At 59.3% G+C, this 16,405-nt stretch carries 15 protein-coding genes; 8 read left to right on the top strand and 7 right to left on the bottom strand.

The annotated features are described in order from the left end of the window. Positions 1-10: 10 nt before the first annotated feature. The 3 genes from H663_RS31125 to H663_RS31115 all read left to right on the top strand — a co-directional run bounded on the left by H663_RS31125 (position 11) and on the right by H663_RS31115 (position 2,141). Positions 11-232, top strand: a complete 222-nt coding sequence (locus H663_RS31125; protein ID WP_053173903.1) for a TIGR02450 family Trp-rich protein — start codon at positions 11-13, stop codon at positions 230-232. A 126-nt stretch (positions 233-358) separates the two neighbouring features. Beyond that, on the top strand, positions 359-1,144 hold the full coding sequence (locus tag H663_RS31120; RefSeq protein ID WP_053173901.1) for a hypothetical protein: 786 nt from the start codon (positions 359-361) through the stop codon (positions 1,142-1,144). Beyond that, positions 1,122-2,141, top strand: a complete 1,020-nt coding sequence (locus H663_RS31115; RefSeq protein WP_083451235.1) for a caspase family protein — start codon at positions 1,122-1,124, stop codon at positions 2,139-2,141. The genes H663_RS31120 and H663_RS31115 overlap by 23 nt, the downstream gene beginning before the upstream one ends. A 538-nt stretch (positions 2,142-2,679) precedes the next feature. On the opposite strand, the gene H663_RS31110 is transcribed toward H663_RS31115, so the two are convergent. The 4 genes from H663_RS31110 to H663_RS31095 are packed head-to-tail and all read right to left on the bottom strand — an operon-like array spanning position 2,680 to position 7,568. Beyond that, positions 2,680-3,657, bottom strand: coding sequence for a Bug family tripartite tricarboxylate transporter substrate binding protein (locus H663_RS31110; protein WP_240620494.1), 978 nt, complete (start codon positions 3,655-3,657; stop codon positions 2,680-2,682). Positions 3,658-3,685: 28 nt separating this feature from the next. Then, positions 3,686-4,381: an alpha/beta fold hydrolase gene (locus H663_RS31105; protein ID WP_133240009.1), complete on the bottom strand. Its 696-nt coding sequence runs from the start codon at positions 4,379-4,381 to the stop codon at positions 3,686-3,688. Beyond that, positions 4,378-6,123, bottom strand: a complete 1,746-nt coding sequence (locus H663_RS31100; RefSeq protein ID WP_053173895.1) for a class I adenylate-forming enzyme family protein — start codon at positions 6,121-6,123, stop codon at positions 4,378-4,380. Before H663_RS31100 ends, H663_RS31105 begins: the two co-directional genes overlap by 4 nt. A 2-nt stretch (positions 6,124-6,125) precedes the next feature. After that, on the bottom strand, positions 6,126-7,568 hold the full coding sequence (locus H663_RS31095; protein ID WP_053173893.1) for a carotenoid oxygenase family protein: 1,443 nt from the start codon (positions 7,566-7,568) through the stop codon (positions 6,126-6,128). Between the two features lie 118 nt (positions 7,569-7,686). On the opposite strand from H663_RS31095, the gene H663_RS31090 reads away from it, so the two are divergent. Further along, positions 7,687-8,487 (top strand): IclR family transcriptional regulator, encoded by an 801-nt coding sequence (locus tag H663_RS31090; RefSeq protein WP_083451233.1) that lies wholly within the window; start codon positions 7,687-7,689, stop codon positions 8,485-8,487. A gap of 79 nt (positions 8,488-8,566) precedes the next feature. On the opposite strand, the gene H663_RS31085 is transcribed toward H663_RS31090, so the two are convergent. Next, positions 8,567-9,478 (bottom strand): SDR family NAD(P)-dependent oxidoreductase, encoded by a 912-nt coding sequence (locus H663_RS31085; RefSeq protein WP_053173891.1) that lies wholly within the window; start codon positions 9,476-9,478, stop codon positions 8,567-8,569. 142 nt (positions 9,479-9,620) lie between these two features. On the opposite strand from H663_RS31085, the gene H663_RS31080 reads away from it, so the two are divergent. Continuing rightward, positions 9,621-10,499 carry an NUDIX hydrolase gene (locus H663_RS31080; RefSeq protein WP_053173889.1) on the top strand — a complete coding sequence of 293 codons (879 nt, stop codon included), beginning with the start codon at positions 9,621-9,623 and terminating at the stop codon, positions 10,497-10,499. Between the two features lie 64 nt (positions 10,500-10,563). Beyond that, positions 10,564-10,920, top strand: coding sequence for an Hpt domain-containing protein (locus H663_RS31075; RefSeq protein ID WP_240620493.1), 357 nt, complete (start codon positions 10,564-10,566; stop codon positions 10,918-10,920). A 424-nt stretch (positions 10,921-11,344) separates the two neighbouring features. On the opposite strand, the gene H663_RS31070 is transcribed toward H663_RS31075, so the two are convergent. After that, positions 11,345-12,361 (bottom strand): tRNA dihydrouridine synthase, encoded by a 1,017-nt coding sequence (locus H663_RS31070; RefSeq protein WP_053173887.1) that lies wholly within the window; start codon positions 12,359-12,361, stop codon positions 11,345-11,347. 22 nt (positions 12,362-12,383) lie between these two features. Continuing rightward, positions 12,384-12,902, bottom strand: coding sequence for a GNAT family N-acetyltransferase (locus tag H663_RS31065; protein ID WP_053173885.1), 519 nt, complete (start codon positions 12,900-12,902; stop codon positions 12,384-12,386). Positions 12,903-12,995: 93 nt separating this feature from the next. On the opposite strand from H663_RS31065, the gene H663_RS31060 reads away from it, so the two are divergent. After that, entirely contained in the window at positions 12,996-13,775 is a 780-nt protein-coding gene (locus H663_RS31060) for a c-type cytochrome (protein WP_420844047.1), read from the top strand. Then, positions 13,772-15,106 (top strand): c-type cytochrome, encoded by a 1,335-nt coding sequence (locus H663_RS31055; protein WP_053173883.1) that lies wholly within the window; start codon positions 13,772-13,774, stop codon positions 15,104-15,106. The genes H663_RS31060 and H663_RS31055 overlap by 4 nt, the downstream gene beginning before the upstream one ends. The last annotated feature ends 1,299 nt before the right edge of the window (positions 15,107-16,405 follow it).

Here is a 16,405-nt window from a genome sequence, read left to right as displayed (position 1 = left end):
GCATTCACCCATGAACCCGCTGAACTCCAAAAAACTGCTGCTGACCAAGTGGACGGCGGTCAAGCCCGTGGCCAAGCAAAAGCATTTCTTGGTCAGCCGGGTGATTCAACCTGAGTTGCCCACCGACCCGATCGAGTTGGTGGAAATCGAAGCGGTGTTTTCCAAGGCGACACAGGTGATTGCCTGGCGTGAACTGCAGGATGACAGCGTTTGGCGCCAAGGTTGGGTTTGACTGGATCAACAACAGTGAAAGTGTCTACAGGTTTGAGGGAATGCCAATGAAACGCTCTGACTAAAAGCGTTGCAGCCCGCTTTGGAGCTAAACTGAGCCGTTTACAACGCATCTGGCGCAAACGTGATGAGGACACTCCTTTGTCTGCTGTCGTTGATTGCCTTTCATGTCAACGCATTGGCGCAATTCGACCTTGTTGACGTCAAGATGCAATCTGGCGAAGTTAAACCGATCTTGAGCCTGCCCTGGTTCCAGTACCAGTTGCAGATTCAAAAAGGCGCATATGCCAACCGCGCCACCACCGCCGACTGGATCGTTTACTCGCCCCCACGTTTCTGCCCCATCAGCGCATGGACATATACCCGCTGGAACGGCACTATCACCCCTGCCGACCGCAAGATCACGGAAGACGGTTGCAACAAGCGGATGTTTGAAGAGAAGTTGTCATTGCTGCCACCAGACGTCAAGCAGGTCTGTGCTTGTAGGTCCGTACTTGAAACGGAGTTAACGATTCACGGCCGGAAACGGGCCCTCTGGAAGTCGAATGACGATGAATTGCTGCTGGACGAATCTTTCAAGCTCGCGGCCGACCTCGTTGATGGGTCTGGCAGCAGGGCACCCGTTCTACTCACCATGGGAAGCAAAAACGCGGGAATCTTCGGCTTCGATGGCAGTGAGTTGTGTCGGTATGAGCTTGACATTTTCGAATCTCAAATGAAAGGCATTGACAGGCTCGACGCACTTATGCAGTCGGATAAGCGATTTAAGATTCCCGTTCGATGCGTTCCAGACCGCCGGGGTGAATTCAACTTTGGCGACGTTTCCTACAGCTTTTGGAGAAAGAAAATCACGGGTGAAATAAAGCTGAAATTCGAAGGAGGAGAGTCCTATGTCATCCAGTTTCGTCAATAGAGTTGGGACTTGCATGCTCGGCCTTTTCCTTTGCGTGAACGTTAGTGCGCAGGTCAATTTCTTCGAATGCGCCAAGAACCCAGACAAATGCCGCCCCCCTCCATCGTCCTCCACAAGTGAATCAAGGTTTACCGGCAGAGAGTCGGATCCCGCCAGATTAGAAGAAGAACTGCAAAAAAAGATAACAGCTGAATTGGAGCGCAGGGAGAAGGAGCGTATGCAGACTAAAGTCGAGAACGCTGAACCTGCGAAGCCCACGATCGACAAGTCGATTCGCATCGCGGCGCTTCCGTACAAGAAGGCGCTGGTCATCGGTAATGACACATATGAATCTGTCGCCAAATTGCAGAACGCCCGAGCCGATGCACAGGCGATGGCGAAAAGCCTGTCCAATCTTGGCTATCACGTCACCCTCAAGACGGACTTGTCTGAAAAGAGCATGAGGGCGGTGATTCGCCAGTTCAAGGAAAGCGTAAACAGCGGTGACGAGGTGCTGTTTTTTTATGCCGGTCATGGATTACAGCTTTCGGGCACAAATTACCTTCTCCCTACGGATATCAAGGGTGAATCCGAGGACCAAGTGAAGGACGAGGCTGTGCAACTTCAGCGTTTGCTGGACGACATGAGCGAGAAAAACGCGAAGTTCACGCTAGCCTTGATAGACGCTTGCCGGGACAACCCCTTTCCAAGACGGGGCCGCGCCATCGGCGGACGTGGCCTAGCGCCAACGATGGCAGCCTCAGGACAAATGATCATTTTCTCGGCAGGCTCCGGGCAGCAGGCCCTGGATAAGGTCGGCTCAGGGGACACAAGCCCCAATGGTCTGTTCACCCGCATCTTGCTTGAGGAAATGTATGCACCGGGCATAAGGGTGGATAACGTCGTACGGGAAGTCAGAAAGAAGGTTGTGGAGAAAGCACGCAGCATAGGCCACGAGCAGGTGCCGGCGATCTATGACCAAGTCGTCGGCGACTTTTATTTCATTCCGCCACGTTAAGCGACGAAGTGCTACTCATTAGTTGTTTTGCGTGGAGCAGCGACTACGCCATGGAGGTGATCGAGTTGGCCGAGGAGGTTGCGCGGGAAATGCCGACGTTTCGCGCGCCGGGTCTTGCCCGCTCTGGCGATGCAGCGAAAAAAACATGCGTCGCAGTCTTCGACCACCGCCCGACAACACGTTCGCCGTAGATCGGAGTTGCGCTGACGCGGCTCACCGCTGGCGTCGCGATAGGACTCCACGATTTGGGCATAGGTGTGACCTCGGGCGCGAGCGAGTTTGACAAACATGAAACAAGTGGAGCCCAAGGGGGACTTGCTTTCAGTTATTGATTTGGCCCGATGAAGTCTGAGCCTTGTCTTGCCCCTTGGGAGGATTTTTGGGGAGCTTGCCAGCCAAGCGAAAGGCCTGTGGTCCACAAGCGTCTGATCGTCAGCAGGGCGAGCTCCCACCAGGTGCAAGATTGAAGTCATCCTGCAGACTTCAAAGGGCCGGATCACAAAGAGTGCGCCCGATTGATGGCGAAGGGTTAATCAATTTATTCGCTGGCCTTGAACCCCGATATTTTGACCGCCTCTTGCCAGCGTTTGGCGTCATTGCGGGTGAACGCCAGAAACTCAGCAGCACTGAAAGGCAATGGCTCAAAGTCAATCGCACGCCACTTCTCAATGATGGTTTGTGACTTGAGAATTTTGGAAAATTCGGCCTGCAGTTTGCTGATCACGGCATCCGGCGTGCCAGCAGGTGCAGACAGCCCGGACCAGATGTAGATTTCGAGATCAGGCAGCCCTTGCTCTGTGAAAGTGGCCACTTGGGGCAGCAGGGGCGAGCGCTGCGGACTGGACACGGCCAGCACTTTGACTTTGCCCGATTCGACGTGGGACTTGACTGCCAAAAGCGGCAAGAAGGCAGCATGGACTTGGCCACCCAATAAATTCTGCACGGCTGGCGGGGTGCCATTGAAGGGCACATGCAGCATGTTCAGCCCTGTGCGCTGATTCATGATCACACCCGCAAAGTGGGATGAATTTCCAGCTGTAAACGATGCATAAGACACACCACCGCTTTGCGTTTTGGCCCAAGCCACGAACTCCTTGACGTTGTTGGCGGGCACATTGGCCGCATTCACGGCCAAAACCAGTGAAGCGCCCAAAAATCCGGTGACCGGTTTGAAGCTTTTTTCAGGGTCGTAAGGCAACTTGGCAAAGGTGTAGGGGTTGATGGTCATCATGCTGGTGTTGGACAACAGCAATGTGTAGCCATCAGGAGCCGCTTGCATGACGTTTTGAGCCGCGATGATGCCTGACCCACCGGCCTTGTTGTCCACCACGATGGGCTGACCTGTGTTCTTCTTGAACTCCTCTGCCACCTGTCTCAAGGCATTGTCCAGGGTGTTGCCTGGGGCAAAGGGCACGACCACGCGCACAGGGCGGTCGGGAAAGTTTTGTGCTTGAACTGTGGCCATGCCCAGGAGCAAGGCAGCCAGTATGGCAAAGCAGGACAGGGGGTTTTTCATAGGACTCTCTCTGGTTAAAGGGTTCATTTCAAGGATGCAGGGAAGACAGCACACGCGCTACGGCCTGCGCTTGCTGAACAGGCAGCATGTGGCCACTGCCTGGGACGATATGAATCTGGGCATGCGGCAGGCATTGCGCCAATTCATGGGTCAATGCGGGCGGTGTCACACGGTCATGCTCTCCGCACAGGAGCGCCACAGGCAGTGTCAGTCGGGACAGTGCATGGCGGTGATCACTGCGCCCCATGATGGCGCGTGTCTGGCGTAAACCCGTTTCGCAACCGACGGCCAATATCATTTGACGCACGCGCTCCTGAACAGCCTCAGTCGCCTCGTGGCAACCGAATTTGACAATCCCCTCCACCACCTTGGGGAAATTGGCCTGCATGGCCGCCATGGTTTTTTCACGCACATGCCGACCTTCATCGGTCTCTGGCAAAGGCGATGTGGACATCAGCGCCGCCGCGGACAAAGTCCTTTGTGGATTGGCCAACATCTCGATGGCCACATAGCCGCCCAAAGAAAATCCGGCCACCATCACGGATGTGTCCGCCGAAAGATCGGACAGTTGCGCCCAGGCATCACGGGCCATGGCTGCAATGCTGTCTTGAGTTTGTATCTGGGCAAAGCGCACTTCCCAATGCTGGGGCAGCAAAGGCAGCACATCGGCCCACACACCCGCATCATTGAGCATGCCTTGAATCAGCAAGAGGACAGGTCTCAAGAGGTGGCTCCAGCCATGGCTGATGGGGCAGAGGGTTCTGCAGCAAAACGTTCACGCAATTGTCTTTTGAGCACTTTGCCCACCGGGTTGCGGGGCAACTCATCGAGAAGGATCAATTTTTCCGGCCATTTGAAGGCTGCGACTTCCTGGGTGTGCTTGAGGTAGTCCACCAGGTTTTGCAAGGTGATGTCCTGACCGGCTTGTGCGACGACCACAGCGCACACCCTCTCACCCATGACCGGATCAGGCAGTCCAATCACGGCAGCATCACGCACTTGGGGATGACTCAGCAACAAGCCCTCGATCTCTTCAGAGGAAATGTTCATGCCCCCACGAATCACGATGTCCTTGTGCCGTCCGGCAAAACGGTAGAACTGTGAAGCGTCGCCTGCAATTTCGAACAAATCACCGGTTCGGTAAAACCCTTGCGCATCAAAAGCGCGCTCGGTCAATTCCGGTGCTTTGTAATAGCCACTGAATATCGTCGGGCCTTTGAAGCGCAACTCACCAATGCGTCCCGCTTCGTGGATGTCCTCTCCGGTGTCGATGTCCACGAGGCGTGTCTGGATTTTCTGGGCGACTGACGTTTTCCAGGTAAAGCTTGGCACCCCCATGCGAGGAAAATACAAAGCGCGCTGCTTGCGTTCTGGCATGTCTTGAGGCGACGAGCTCAAAGCTGCACCCTCGTTGGAGCCAAAATAATTCACCACTTCGATGTCGAAACGGTTTTTCATCTCCTCCATCATCCACTCGGACAAAGGTCCACCGCCGGAGCCCACGCTTTTGAGGCGACTGAGGTCAGCGCCCTCCATTTTTTCAGCTTGTTTGAGCAGCAAATTGAGCACCGCAGGCGCTGCCACGCTGTAATCCATGGGGTGTGCACGCAACTGGTTCACGAACACATCCAGATCAAAGGGATGGTGGTGGTGCAAAGTGCCGCCCACCACCAGCCAGGCCGCCAGGCTCGATGAAATGCCGGCCATGTTCACAAAGGGGAAAGGAATCAACATCTGAGCCCCCCGTTGCAACTGCCCTGCGTCGCTGACGGATTGGCCTGCAATCAACCACTCGTTGTGATTGCGAGGCACCCCTTTTGAACGGGCCTCCGTGCCTGAAGTCCAACAAATGGTGAGCACATCATGCGCCGTCACACCCTCGTCGTGCATGTGCTGTCGCAACTGGGGCGCACTCCATGGCAAGGTGTTGCCCAGCAAGTTGTTCAGGTTGTGCACACCTTGCGGCAAGTCATGACCCAAAGACCAAATGTGCTGCAAGCCTTCAAAAAGGTGGGCATGCGCGGCCCATTGTTGCGCAGCAGGGTAATTGCCCACACGTTCGGTTGTGATCGCCAGTTTGGCTTGCGTGGTGGCAAAAACATGCGTCAGCTCATGCGCGCGGTATTGCACCGGCACAGGCGACACCACCACACCCGTCATGGCGCACGCCAGGTAAATGGCATGCATCTCCACACAGTTGGGCAATTGCATGACGATCACGTCGTCCTTGCGCAAACCCTGCGCATGCAGCAGGGCGCTGTACCTGCCGACTTGCTGCAGCAATTGCCCCCAGGTCCAACTCAAGGAGACATCGCCTGAGATGTCACTGCGGTTGGGCGGGTCCACAACGGCCATGGCCTGTGATTGCTGCTCTGCCGTTTTGATGAACAACTCGCCCAGAGTTTCCTCTGTCCACCAGCCCTGTTCGACATAATTTTTGATGTTTTCGGATGAGACCAGGATCATGTTTATTTCCAGCGATTCAGGGTGTTTTGACTGACAAATGTGGCGTGAAAGCCATGCGGCATGCGGCGAGGCAAGACAATGCGGGCCACTGGACCTTCGGCCATACGTGCACCCTTGCAATCGAACACCTGGATTTCTGAACGTTGCTCGTCCGGGTTCCAAACAGGGACCACCAGATAGCCATCGTCTTCGGATTGCGCGTTGTCTCGTGGTGCAAATCCAGGCTCGTTGTAGAAATACTTGGGCCCCGCGCTGTAGGCCAAATACCCCCCCGTGCTCAGGTCGTACTTGACCAGGCCCGGAAAGCGCGGCTCTTCCTTGCCGCCCTGGGGAAAGATGATGTTGTAGGAGTAGCGGTTCTTGCGCCCTTGGTAGAGACTGTTGATGACCGGAAACTCGGTGTTGAGCACATCGTCAATCACGCGCTCATGCGTTTGGCCGGTGGCCAGGTTGAAGCGCCATTCATACAGCATGAAATCGCGCTGGCGCAGATGGATGGTTTTTTCAAGTCGACGTGCATCGGGACGACCTTGCTCATCTTCGTGCAGTCGGTAAGGTGTGCCCACCATGACCACCTCATCGCCATCCTCCCAGGCATTGACCACATGCAACATATAAGTGGGCTTGGCATGGAACCAGCGAATGTCATGGGGCTGCCCGTAGCGCGGGAGGACGCCAAAACGAGAGGGTTGGTCTGCATCAAAACGCAACTTGTAGCGCCCTGCGGCAAGTGCCTCGGGGTCGGGGCGCAAGGGAAAGTCATGCAAGATGGTGAAGTGCTCGGTGATCGCCATGTCGTGCGGCAAACTGGGGCCTGGCAGGTCCACATCGATTTTGTGTTTGATCTGGCGGTCTGGACCGACCACGCCGTATTGCATGTAGGGCGCTTTCAGACTGTAGTCAAAAAACAGCAATTCGCCAGTGTGTTCGTCGGGCCGCGAATGGGCCGATAAGCGGTTGATGCTGCCATCAAAGTCTGACGGTCCAAGGGTTTCGAGGGTGTCAGGATCTACCGCATAGGGCATACCTGAGCGGTACCACATGCTGATCAAACGACCCGCGTGGTACTTCACGTCCGTGTTGGCGGTGTTCTTCAAAGGCTCATCGGGACGGTCGGTGCGCCAAGGCTCCTTCAGACCCTTCCACAGGGCATGCCCTGCAGCTTGCTCTTCCTGCAAGGCCGATGTTTTGACCCAGCGATTGCGGTAAGTCACCTGACCGTTTTCGAAACGTACGGCATGCAACATGCCATCACCGTCATAGGCGTGATATCGCCACTCGGGTGGGTAGTAAGCATTGGGTCCGTTGCGCACATACAGGCCATTCAGATCACTGGGCACCTGCCCAATGACCGTCATGTCCTTGAATACATCTTCTTGGTGAATGGGGGCATTGTTGCCATTCAGCGCGGGTATCTCGTGGCTGGGCAAATCGTTGAGTTGCACGTCTTGTCTCCTGTGGCCCGTCACTCTTTGGTGATGGCATTTTTGTTACAAGACCCAGTCTAGTGAGGGCAAGGTCTTGATTCAGGTTAAATTTCGATATATTGAACAATATTCCAATATGCCAAAACTCGAGACACCTCCCAACCGTGCGCCCGCCAGCCTTCAGGAGTACGCCGGGGACAAACAATTTGCCACCACCTTGGCGCGTGGCATGGAGTTGCTGCGCTGCTTCACGCCCGAACAAGCTGTGCTGGGAAACAAGGACTTGTCCCAAAAATTGAAGCTGCCTGCGGCCACGATCTCCCGATTGACTTACACCCTGATGTGCATGGGCTACTTGATGCCCACCGAACATTACGGCAAGTACCAGTTGGGTTCGGCCGTGATTTCCTTGGGTCATCCCTTGCTGGCACAGTTCACCTTGCGCAGACAAGCCCGCCCTCTGATGCTGGAGTTGGCCGAGGCCACGGGTGGCTCCATCTCCATCGGCATTCGCGACCGACTGGCCATCCTCTACATTGAAACCGTGAGGTCTTTTGACAAAAGGATTTACCCCCTCGAAGTCGGCACCAGCCACTCGATGGCGGGCACAGCCATCGGCCGGGCGTACCTGATGTCTTGCCGCCCCCCTGAACGTGAAGCCTTGCTCAACCAGATTCAGGTCAAAACGCCTCAGGACTGGCACAGGTTTGGCCCCAAGCTCACGGAAAATTTGCTCCAGTATCCCAAGTACGGATGCTGCGTGTCGGTCGGAGAGGTCTTCCCCGATGTGCAAGCTGTCGCCGTCCCTTTGGGGCGCATTGACCGGGGGGAGCTTGCCGCCATCAATTGTTCATTTCAAGGGCGGGCCTTGGACGAGGTCTGGCTACGAGAACGCATTGCCCCTCAATTGCAAGCTTTGGCGAGGCAATTGACCTGAGTTGGGCCTGATTCAGGCTGGAGTTCTTGACCAAGAATGCTGTCCCTGAACCGCTTGATTACCCGGCTCAATTCGCGGTTCAAGCCCCATGCGCCTTCATCGCTTTGCCCACTTCCAGCGCGCCTTGTTCTGAACCCGAGCGGGGCACGGTTTCGCCTTGGGTGTCGTGCAGCTGGCTCAGGGCCTGGGCCAGGCGTTCGGGGGTGTCGGGGCCGGTGCCCAGGTGCACGCCTTGGGTCAGGGTGATGTGGGCCACCTCAAAGCTGCCCGCGCCGGCGCAGATGATGGTGCGGTTGGGCGCGTCCTCACTGGCCATGACCAGCATGGCGGGCACCACGGCGCTGGGCTCCAGGGCCTTGAGCACTTGCTCGGGCATCAGGCCTTCGGTCATGCGGGTGGCGGCGGTGGGGGCCAGCGCGTTGACGCGGATGTTGTGTTTTTCGCCTTCAATCGACAGGGTTTGCATCAGGCCCGCCAGCGCCATCTTGGCCGCCCCGTAGTTGGCCTGTCCAAAGTTGCCATACAGGCCACTCGACGAAGTGGTCATGACCACGCGGCCATAATTTTGCGCCTGCATGATGGGCCACACGGCCTTGGTGCAATGCACCGCGCCCATGACGTGCACATCCATCACCAATTTGAAGTCGGCCAGCTCCATCTTGGCAAAGCTCTTGTCACGCAAGATGCCCGCGTTGTTGACCAAAATATCCACCCGGCCCCAGGTGTCCATGGCCAGCTGCACCATTTTTTGCACAGCTTCAAAGTCGGTCACAGAAGCGCCGTTGGCAATCGCCTCGCCACCCGCAGCGCGGATTTCGTCAACCACCGCCTGTGCGGCCGACACTGAGCCGCCCACCCCGTGCACGTCACCGCCCAGGTCGTTGACGACCACTTTGGCACCGCGTGCGGCCAGTGCCAGGGCATGCTGTTTGCCCAGCCCGCCACCTGCGCCGGTGACGATGGCCACGCGGCCTTTGAATTCGATGCTCATGGGTTTTCCTTTGTTCGAATAGATGTGAATGGGTGACAGGACCGCCGGACGCCATCTGCTAATCTGGCAGCTCTCTGAAAAAGCCTAACGCCGAACTTTAAAGCAGCCGGTCTGCCCGCTGTGTTACCCGATTGACACCCTCATGGAACTGAACACTGAAATCATCACCACCCCGCCGCTGGACTCCGCCTCGGTGGTCTTGCTGCGTGACCACGCCGAGGGCCTGCAGGTGCTGCTGCTCAAGCGCCATCAGGCGTCGAATGTGCTGGGGGGTGCGTATGTGTTTCCGGGCGGCAAGCTCGACGCAGCCGACCACAGTCCCGCGCTGCTGGCAAGGCTGAGCCAGGACACCGCCACCTTGCACCAGCGCCTGGCCGAGCCCGAGCTGCCCGCAGAACGCGCCGCCGCCTTGTTTGTAGCCGCGATTCGCGAAGCCTTTGAAGAATGCCGCGTGTTGCTGGGCCAGGCGCACAGCGAAACACCCGATCTGCAAGCCCTGCAAAACGCCCTGACCCAGGGGCAAAGCTGGTCTGAAGCCTTTCAACACCTGTCGCTGCAGCTGCGCACCGAAGCCCTGGTGCCCTGGACACGCTGGATCACGCCCCGCCAGGCGTCGGTCACCCACAAGCGCTTTGACACGCGGTTTTTCATCACCCGCGTGCCCGACGGGCAAACCGCCGCACACGACAACCACGAAACCACTGAAACCCTGTGGATCACCCCGCGTCAAGCGCTGATCCGCTACTGGGACCGCCAGATTGAGCTGGCACCGCCGCAGATCATGAGCCTGGTGCATCTGACCCGGCACGCGCACACGGAGAGCGTCCTGGCCGAAGCCCAGAGCCGCCGCCCCCCCGTGATCGAGCCCGAACCCTTCGACCAGGACGGCATCCGCACCATCTGCTACCCGGGCGATCCACGCCATTCCGTCACCCAAGTCGCTTTTCCGGGCCCGAGCCGATTGATGTACAAAAACAAGCGGTTTGAACCCGAATTGGGCTTGGCCGCATTGCTTGACTAGAATAAGATCATCAGACGTTTCAAATTGTTACGTTCTTTTTTCATTTAACCCGCATCCTTACTGTATGAGCCAAGCTGCAGATCCGACCTACCTGTCCATTGACCGGGCCATGGAATTCATTGGCGACATCAATGGGGTTTTGTCGCTGCTCAAGACTTTGCAACAAACTCTGAGTGAAGACTTGCCCCGCTTGCAAGAATTTCTGAACAAGGAAGATGTCAACGGTGCCAACCGTATCCTGCATCAGCTCAAGGGCTTCACGCCCGTGTTTTGTGTGGACAGCTTGGTCGAGCGCGTCGTCATGGTTGAGCAACTGAGCAAACACGGCGAGCCCGCCGAAGTCCGCGCCGCCTACAGCCATTTGGCCCCCCAACTCGACCAACTGCGCGCCGAAGTCGCCGCCCACCTGGCCAGCCAATAAGCCCGGCATTCCCGCATTTGCGTATGCCGTAGGTCGGCGGTCGAAGACCCCGACGCATGTGGGTTTGGCGGACATGAGCATTTGCGCAGAACAGGTCCTGTGCGCCAAGACATGGGCATTGTGGGAGCCAGCCCTGCTGGCGACATGACGCTTGTGGACCGCAGACCATCGCTTGCAGGGCAAGGCCCCTACAAAAGCCCACCCCACACCCAACGTTGAACATGACAAAAATTCAAGCACCATGGGGCCGGGTCAACAGCAGGTCGTTGGCTTCAGCCCCGACATAAAGCCTTTGCCGGAGCTCCAAAACGTAGGACCTTAAGGTGCCGACCTACGGGAGGCCTTGCATTCGTAGGTCGGCGGATTCAGCCCCGACATGTGGCCTTTGCCGGAGGCCCAAAACGTCGGGGCTGAAGCCACCGACCTACGGGGCGCTGGCGTTGGATTGCTGACTGAGCCAGGTTTCGATGTGTTTGGCGTCGTGCACCAGCCTCAATTGGTCAAAGGCTTGTTGGGCTTCGGGGTAGACGCGGCGCATGTAGTTGAGCCATTGTTTGAGGCGACCGGCCCGATGCCTGGGCGCTACGCGTTGGCTGATGCCCACCCAGAACAGGCGCATCAAGCCGACGATCTGTGACCACGCCACGGATTGACCGGGTGCGAGGCTGCCTGCAGCAGCCACAGCACCTGCAGTACCACCCAACACTTTGCCCACAGCCGCATCGTGCCGGGCAATCGCCAGGGCTAAGCCGGGATCGGCCACCATGCCACGCCCGATCATCAGGCGCTCGCAACCGGTCACTTCGCGGCAACGCAGCGCGTCGGCCACGGTCCAGATTTCGCCGTTGGCCACCATGGGCAAGCGCACATGCTGGCGCAAATCCGCGATGCGGTCCCAGTATGCCGGGGGCCGATAGCCGTGCGCTTTGGTTCGGGCGTGCACCACCAGATCGCTGGCCCCTGCGGCCTCAATGGCCTGGGCGCAGTCTTCGGCGCGGCTGTCGTCGTTGTAGCCCAGCCGCATCTTGGCCGACACCGGAATGTGGGCAGGCACTGCACGGCGCACCGCCGCAACGATTTGCCCCACCAGTTCGGGCTCGTCCAGCAAAACGGCCCCGCCCCGGTGCTGGTTCACCGTCTTGGCCGGGCAGCCAAAATTCAGGTCGATGCCATACGGGTTCAGCTCTGCCAAGGCGGCAGCGTTGTCGGCCAGGCAGATCGGGTCAGAGCCCAGCAGTTGCACCCGCACCGGCACGCCTGCGGGAGTACGGCTGTTGTTCAGCAACTCTGGCGCCACGCGAATGAAGGCCCGGCGCGGCAACACCGTGTTGGTGACCCGGATGAACTCGGACACGCACAAATCCACGCCCCCCAGCCGCGTGAGCATGTCACGCAGCGTGTGGTCCAGCAGGCCCTCCATGGGTGCCAGCAAGAGTTTCATGGACTGGCGGGCCGTTTCAGACTCAAGCCAGCTTGCGCTTGAGGCGCACTTCTTCCACTTTCACCCCGCCCAAAGGCACGGTGCGGGCGGTGTTCATTTCGCGCTTGAAACCGGCCAGGTCATGAAAGCGCAGGGTTTTTTCATGCAACAGCGGCAGCCAGACGGTGACATCGGTGCAGCCTTCGTCTTCCAGGCCTTCACGGGCCGCGTCCCACAGGGCCAGGCCCACGCCTTGGCCGATGCGCTCGGGGGCGGCATAAATGGCCCAGATTTCGCCGGTGGTGTTTTTCGATTTGGGGTCACGAGAACGGTCAAAACCCACAAAACCCACAATCTCTTGCCCCGCCAGGGCCACAATGACTTGCGGCTCGCCGTATTCGATGGCTTCTTTCCAGTAGGACACGCGTTTGGCCATAGGCGTGGCTTCCCAGTGGGTGTCGGGCACCTGACCGGCATAAGCGGCGCGGCAGGCGCTCACATGCAAGGCGGCAACGGCGGGGGCATCTTTATGGGTGGCAAATCGGACTTGGATATCGGACATGGCTTGAACTTGAATGAATGAACTGAGCGCCCAAGGTGTCTGCACATCGGGCGCAAAACCTGCAATTGTCGCCGCTTCGGTTATCTTCCAAGCATGATGACGTTTTTTTATCGCATGAAATCCAGTGTGGCCTGTGCCCGCCTGCTGGTGGGCACCCTGCTGGGGGTCCTGGCCTTGAGCGCCGCCGCCCAGACCCCGGCCCGTTTTGCCGACAACATGGCCGAGCGCACCCGTGCCTGCACCGCCTGCCACGGTGAACAAGGCCGCGCAGGCCCCGATGGCTATTACCCCCGCCTGGCGGGCAAACCGGCCGGTTATTTGCACAACCAGCTGCGCAACTTTGCCCAAGGCAGACGCCATTACGATCTGATGACCCGCCTGATCGACCCGCTGAGCGACGACTACCTGGGCGAGATGGCCCGGTATTTCGCCGACCTGCAACTGCCCTACCCCAGCCCCACCGCAGCCAACACCATTTCGGCCGAACGCCTGGCACGCGGTCAGCAGCTGGTCACCCAGGGCGATGCCTCGCGCGGCCTGCCTGCCTGCATCCAGTGCCACGGCGCGCGCCTGACCGGCGTGCAACCCAACGTGCCAGGCCTGTTGGGCCTGCCGCTTGATTATCTGAACGCCCAACTGGGTGCCTGGCAAACCGGCCAGCGCAAGGCCCATGCGCCCGACTGCATGGCCCAGGTCATCCAGCGTGTGCCTGTCGATGACCTGATTGCCGTGTCCAGCTGGCTGGCACGCCAGCCCCTGCCTGCCGACACGCGCCCTGCAGCCCTGGCACCGCAGACACCGCCCCTGCCCGAGGCATGGCGCTGCGGCAGTGCGCCCGAACTGAACCCAACTTCTGCAGGAGCCAAGCCATGAACCGCCGCCTGATCCAGCGCATCGGTCTGGGCCTGCTGGGCGCTGCATTGGCCTTGTCGGCCTGGGTGGTCTGGGACAACTGGGGAGACACCTGGCTGCCTTCTTCCTCAGCACCGCCCCCCTCCAGCATCAGCACCGTTGCAGACCCCGGCCAGATCGAACGCGGTCAGTACCTGGCCCGTGCAGGCAACTGCGTGGCCTGCCACACCGCCCGTGGCGGCGTCAGCATGGCGGGCAGCCGCCGCATTGACACACCTTTCGGCAGCGTCTTCAGCAGCAACCTGACACCCGACATGGCCACCGGACTGGGCCACTGGACCGCCGATGACTTCTGGCAAGCCCTGCACCATGGCCGCTCCAAAGGTGGGCGCTTGCTCACCCCGGCTTTCCCGTACAACCACACCAGCGTCATCACCCGCAGCGACAGCGACGCCCTGCTGGCCTGGCTCAAAAGCCTGCCCCCGGTTGCGCAGGCTCAGCCCGCCCACACGCTGGTGTGGCCCCTGGGCACCCAAGCAGCGCTGGCCGTTTGGCGCAGCCTGTACTTCAAGCCCAGCCCCTTTCAACCCAACCCCACCCAAACCGCCGAATGGAACCGGGGGGCCTATCTGGTCCAAGGCCTGGGCCACTGCGCAGCCTGCCACAGCCCGCGCAACCGCCTGGGTGCCAGCGGCCCGGTGGACGATCTGTCGGGCGGCCTGATACCGGTGGTCAACTGGTACGCGCCCGATCTGACCCGCGAATCAGAAAGCGGCCTGGCCAGCACGCCCCTGGCCGACATCGTGCAGCTGCTGCGCACAGGGCACGCCCCCCAGGCCCAGACCAGCGGCCCCATGGCCGAAGTGGTGCTGCAAGGCACCCAGCACATGAGCCCCGCCGACCTGCAGGCCATGGCGGTGTATCTGAAATCGCGCAACAGCCCCCCTGCGGCCACCGCGGCTGCCACGTCCACCAGTCCAAAGGCCGCCATCAGCCCCCGCGTGGCCGAGCAAGGGCTCAAGATTTATGACCGCCACTGCGCCCAATGCCACGGCGAACAAGGCCGGGGCGCGACAACCGCTGCGGGCCTGGTGGCTTATCCGGCCCTGGCGGGCAACCGGGCGGTGCTGCTGCGCGACCCGACCAATCTGGTGCAAATGGTGTTGTACGGAGGCTTTGGCCCCGCCACCGCAGGGCACCCCCAGCCCTTTGGCATGCCGCCTGCGGTGCTGGAGCTGGACGACCGCGACATCGCCGCCGTGCTCACACACCTGCGCACCCAATGGGGCAACCAGGCCAGCGAAGTCACGCCACTGCAAGTCAACCGCATCCGCGCATCACAAGGTTCATGAGGCCACGAGCCTCCCCAGGCCTCCCCCTGTAGGTCGGCACTCGCAGAGTCCGACGTTTGCGGGCCTGGGCGCTGAACCTGATTCAACTTTGGCAGGCTTCACCAGCCCCATGTCGGGGTCTTCGACCACCGACCTACGAATACATGACTCCCGTAGGTCGGCACTCGCAGAGTCCGACGTTTGCTGGCTTTGGCGCTGATCCTGATTCAACTTTGGCGGGCTTCACCAGCCCCATGTCAGGGTCTTCGACCACCGACCTACGAATACATGGCTCCCGTAGGTCGGCACTCGCAGAGTCCGACGTTTGTGGGCATGGGCGCTGATCCTGATTCAACTTTGGCGGGCGTCAGCAGCCCCTGTCGGGGTCTTCGACCACCGACCTACGAATACATGGCTCCCGTAGGTCGGCACTCGCAGAGTCCGACGTTTGCGGGCATGGGCGCTGATCCTGATTCAACTTTGGCGGGCTTCACCAGCCCCATGTCGGGGTCTTCGACCACCGACCTACGAATACATGGCTCCCGTAGGTCGGCACTCGCAGAGTCTGACGTTTGCGGGCATGGGCGCTGATCCTGATTCAACTTTGGCAGGCTTCACCAGCACCATGTCGGGGTCTTCGACCACCGACCTGCGAATACATGGCTCCCGTAGGTCGGCACTCGCAGAGTCCGACGTTTGTGAGCTTTGGCGCTGATCCTGATTCAACTTTGGCAGGCTTCACCAGCCCCATGTCGGGGTCTTCGACCACCGACCTACGAATACATGGCTCCTGTAGGTCGGCACTCGCAGAGTCCGACGTTTATGGGCTTTGGCGCTGATCCTTATTCAACTTTGGCGGGCTTCACCAGCCCATGTCGGGGTCTTCGACCGTCGACCTACAAATACATGGCTCCCGTAGGTCGGCACTCGCAGAGTCCGACGTTTGTGAGCTTAGGCGCTGAACCCGATTCAACTTTGGCGGGCTTCAGCAGCCCCATGTCGTGGTCTTCGACCACCGACCTACGAAGACATGGCTCCCGTAGGTCGGCACTCGCAGAGTCCGACGTTTGCCCGCTTGGGCGCTGAACCTGATTCAACTTTGGCGGGCTTCAGCAAGCTCCATGTCGAGGTCTTCAACCACCGACCAACAAATACATGGCCCCCGTAGGTCGGCACTCGAAGAGTCCGACGTTTGCCCGCTTAGGCGCTGAACCCGATTCAACTTTGGCGGGCTTCAGCAGCCCCATGTCGGGGTCTTCGACCACCGACCTACCAATCCATGGCTCCTGTAGGTCGGCACTCGCAGAGTCCGACGTTTGG

Origin of the sequence: Limnohabitans planktonicus II-D5 (assembly GCF_001270065.2) — a bacterium.
GTDB classification, from domain to species: domain Bacteria; phylum Pseudomonadota; class Gammaproteobacteria; order Burkholderiales; family Burkholderiaceae_C; genus Limnohabitans_A; species Limnohabitans_A planktonicus.
The sequence above is the reverse complement of the archived record's forward strand: the minus strand, read 5'-3'. Positions and strand labels throughout refer to the sequence as shown.

What these genes read in the sequence shown, in the direction of transcription:
- H663_RS31125 (WP_053173903.1), top strand. Translation starts at nt 11, where the DNA reads ATGAACCCGCTGAACTCCAAAAAACTGCTGCTGACCAAGTGGACGGCG.
- H663_RS31120 (WP_053173901.1), top strand. Translation starts at nt 359, where the DNA reads ATGAGGACACTCCTTTGTCTGCTGTCGTTGATTGCCTTTCATGTCAAC.
- H663_RS31115 (WP_083451235.1), top strand. Translation starts at nt 1,122, where the DNA reads ATGTCATCCAGTTTCGTCAATAGAGTTGGGACTTGCATGCTCGGCCTT.
- H663_RS31110 (WP_240620494.1), bottom strand. Translation starts at nt 3,657, where the DNA reads ATGAAAAACCCCCTGTCCTGCTTTGCCATACTGGCTGCCTTGCTCCTG.
- H663_RS31100 (WP_053173895.1), bottom strand. Translation starts at nt 6,123, where the DNA reads ATGATCCTGGTCTCATCCGAAAACATCAAAAATTATGTCGAACAGGGC.
- H663_RS31090 (WP_083451233.1), top strand. Translation starts at nt 7,687, where the DNA reads ATGCCAAAACTCGAGACACCTCCCAACCGTGCGCCCGCCAGCCTTCAG.
- H663_RS31085 (WP_053173891.1), bottom strand. Translation starts at nt 9,478, where the DNA reads ATGAGCATCGAATTCAAAGGCCGCGTGGCCATCGTCACCGGCGCAGGT.
- H663_RS31080 (WP_053173889.1), top strand. Translation starts at nt 9,621, where the DNA reads ATGGAACTGAACACTGAAATCATCACCACCCCGCCGCTGGACTCCGCC.
- H663_RS31075 (WP_240620493.1), top strand. Translation starts at nt 10,564, where the DNA reads ATGAGCCAAGCTGCAGATCCGACCTACCTGTCCATTGACCGGGCCATG.
- H663_RS31070 (WP_053173887.1), bottom strand. Translation starts at nt 12,361, where the DNA reads ATGAAACTCTTGCTGGCACCCATGGAGGGCCTGCTGGACCACACGCTG.
- H663_RS31065 (WP_053173885.1), bottom strand. Translation starts at nt 12,902, where the DNA reads ATGTCCGATATCCAAGTCCGATTTGCCACCCATAAAGATGCCCCCGCC.
- H663_RS31060 (WP_420844047.1), top strand. Translation starts at nt 12,996, where the DNA reads ATGATGACGTTTTTTTATCGCATGAAATCCAGTGTGGCCTGTGCCCGC.
- H663_RS31055 (WP_053173883.1), top strand. Translation starts at nt 13,772, where the DNA reads ATGAACCGCCGCCTGATCCAGCGCATCGGTCTGGGCCTGCTGGGCGCT.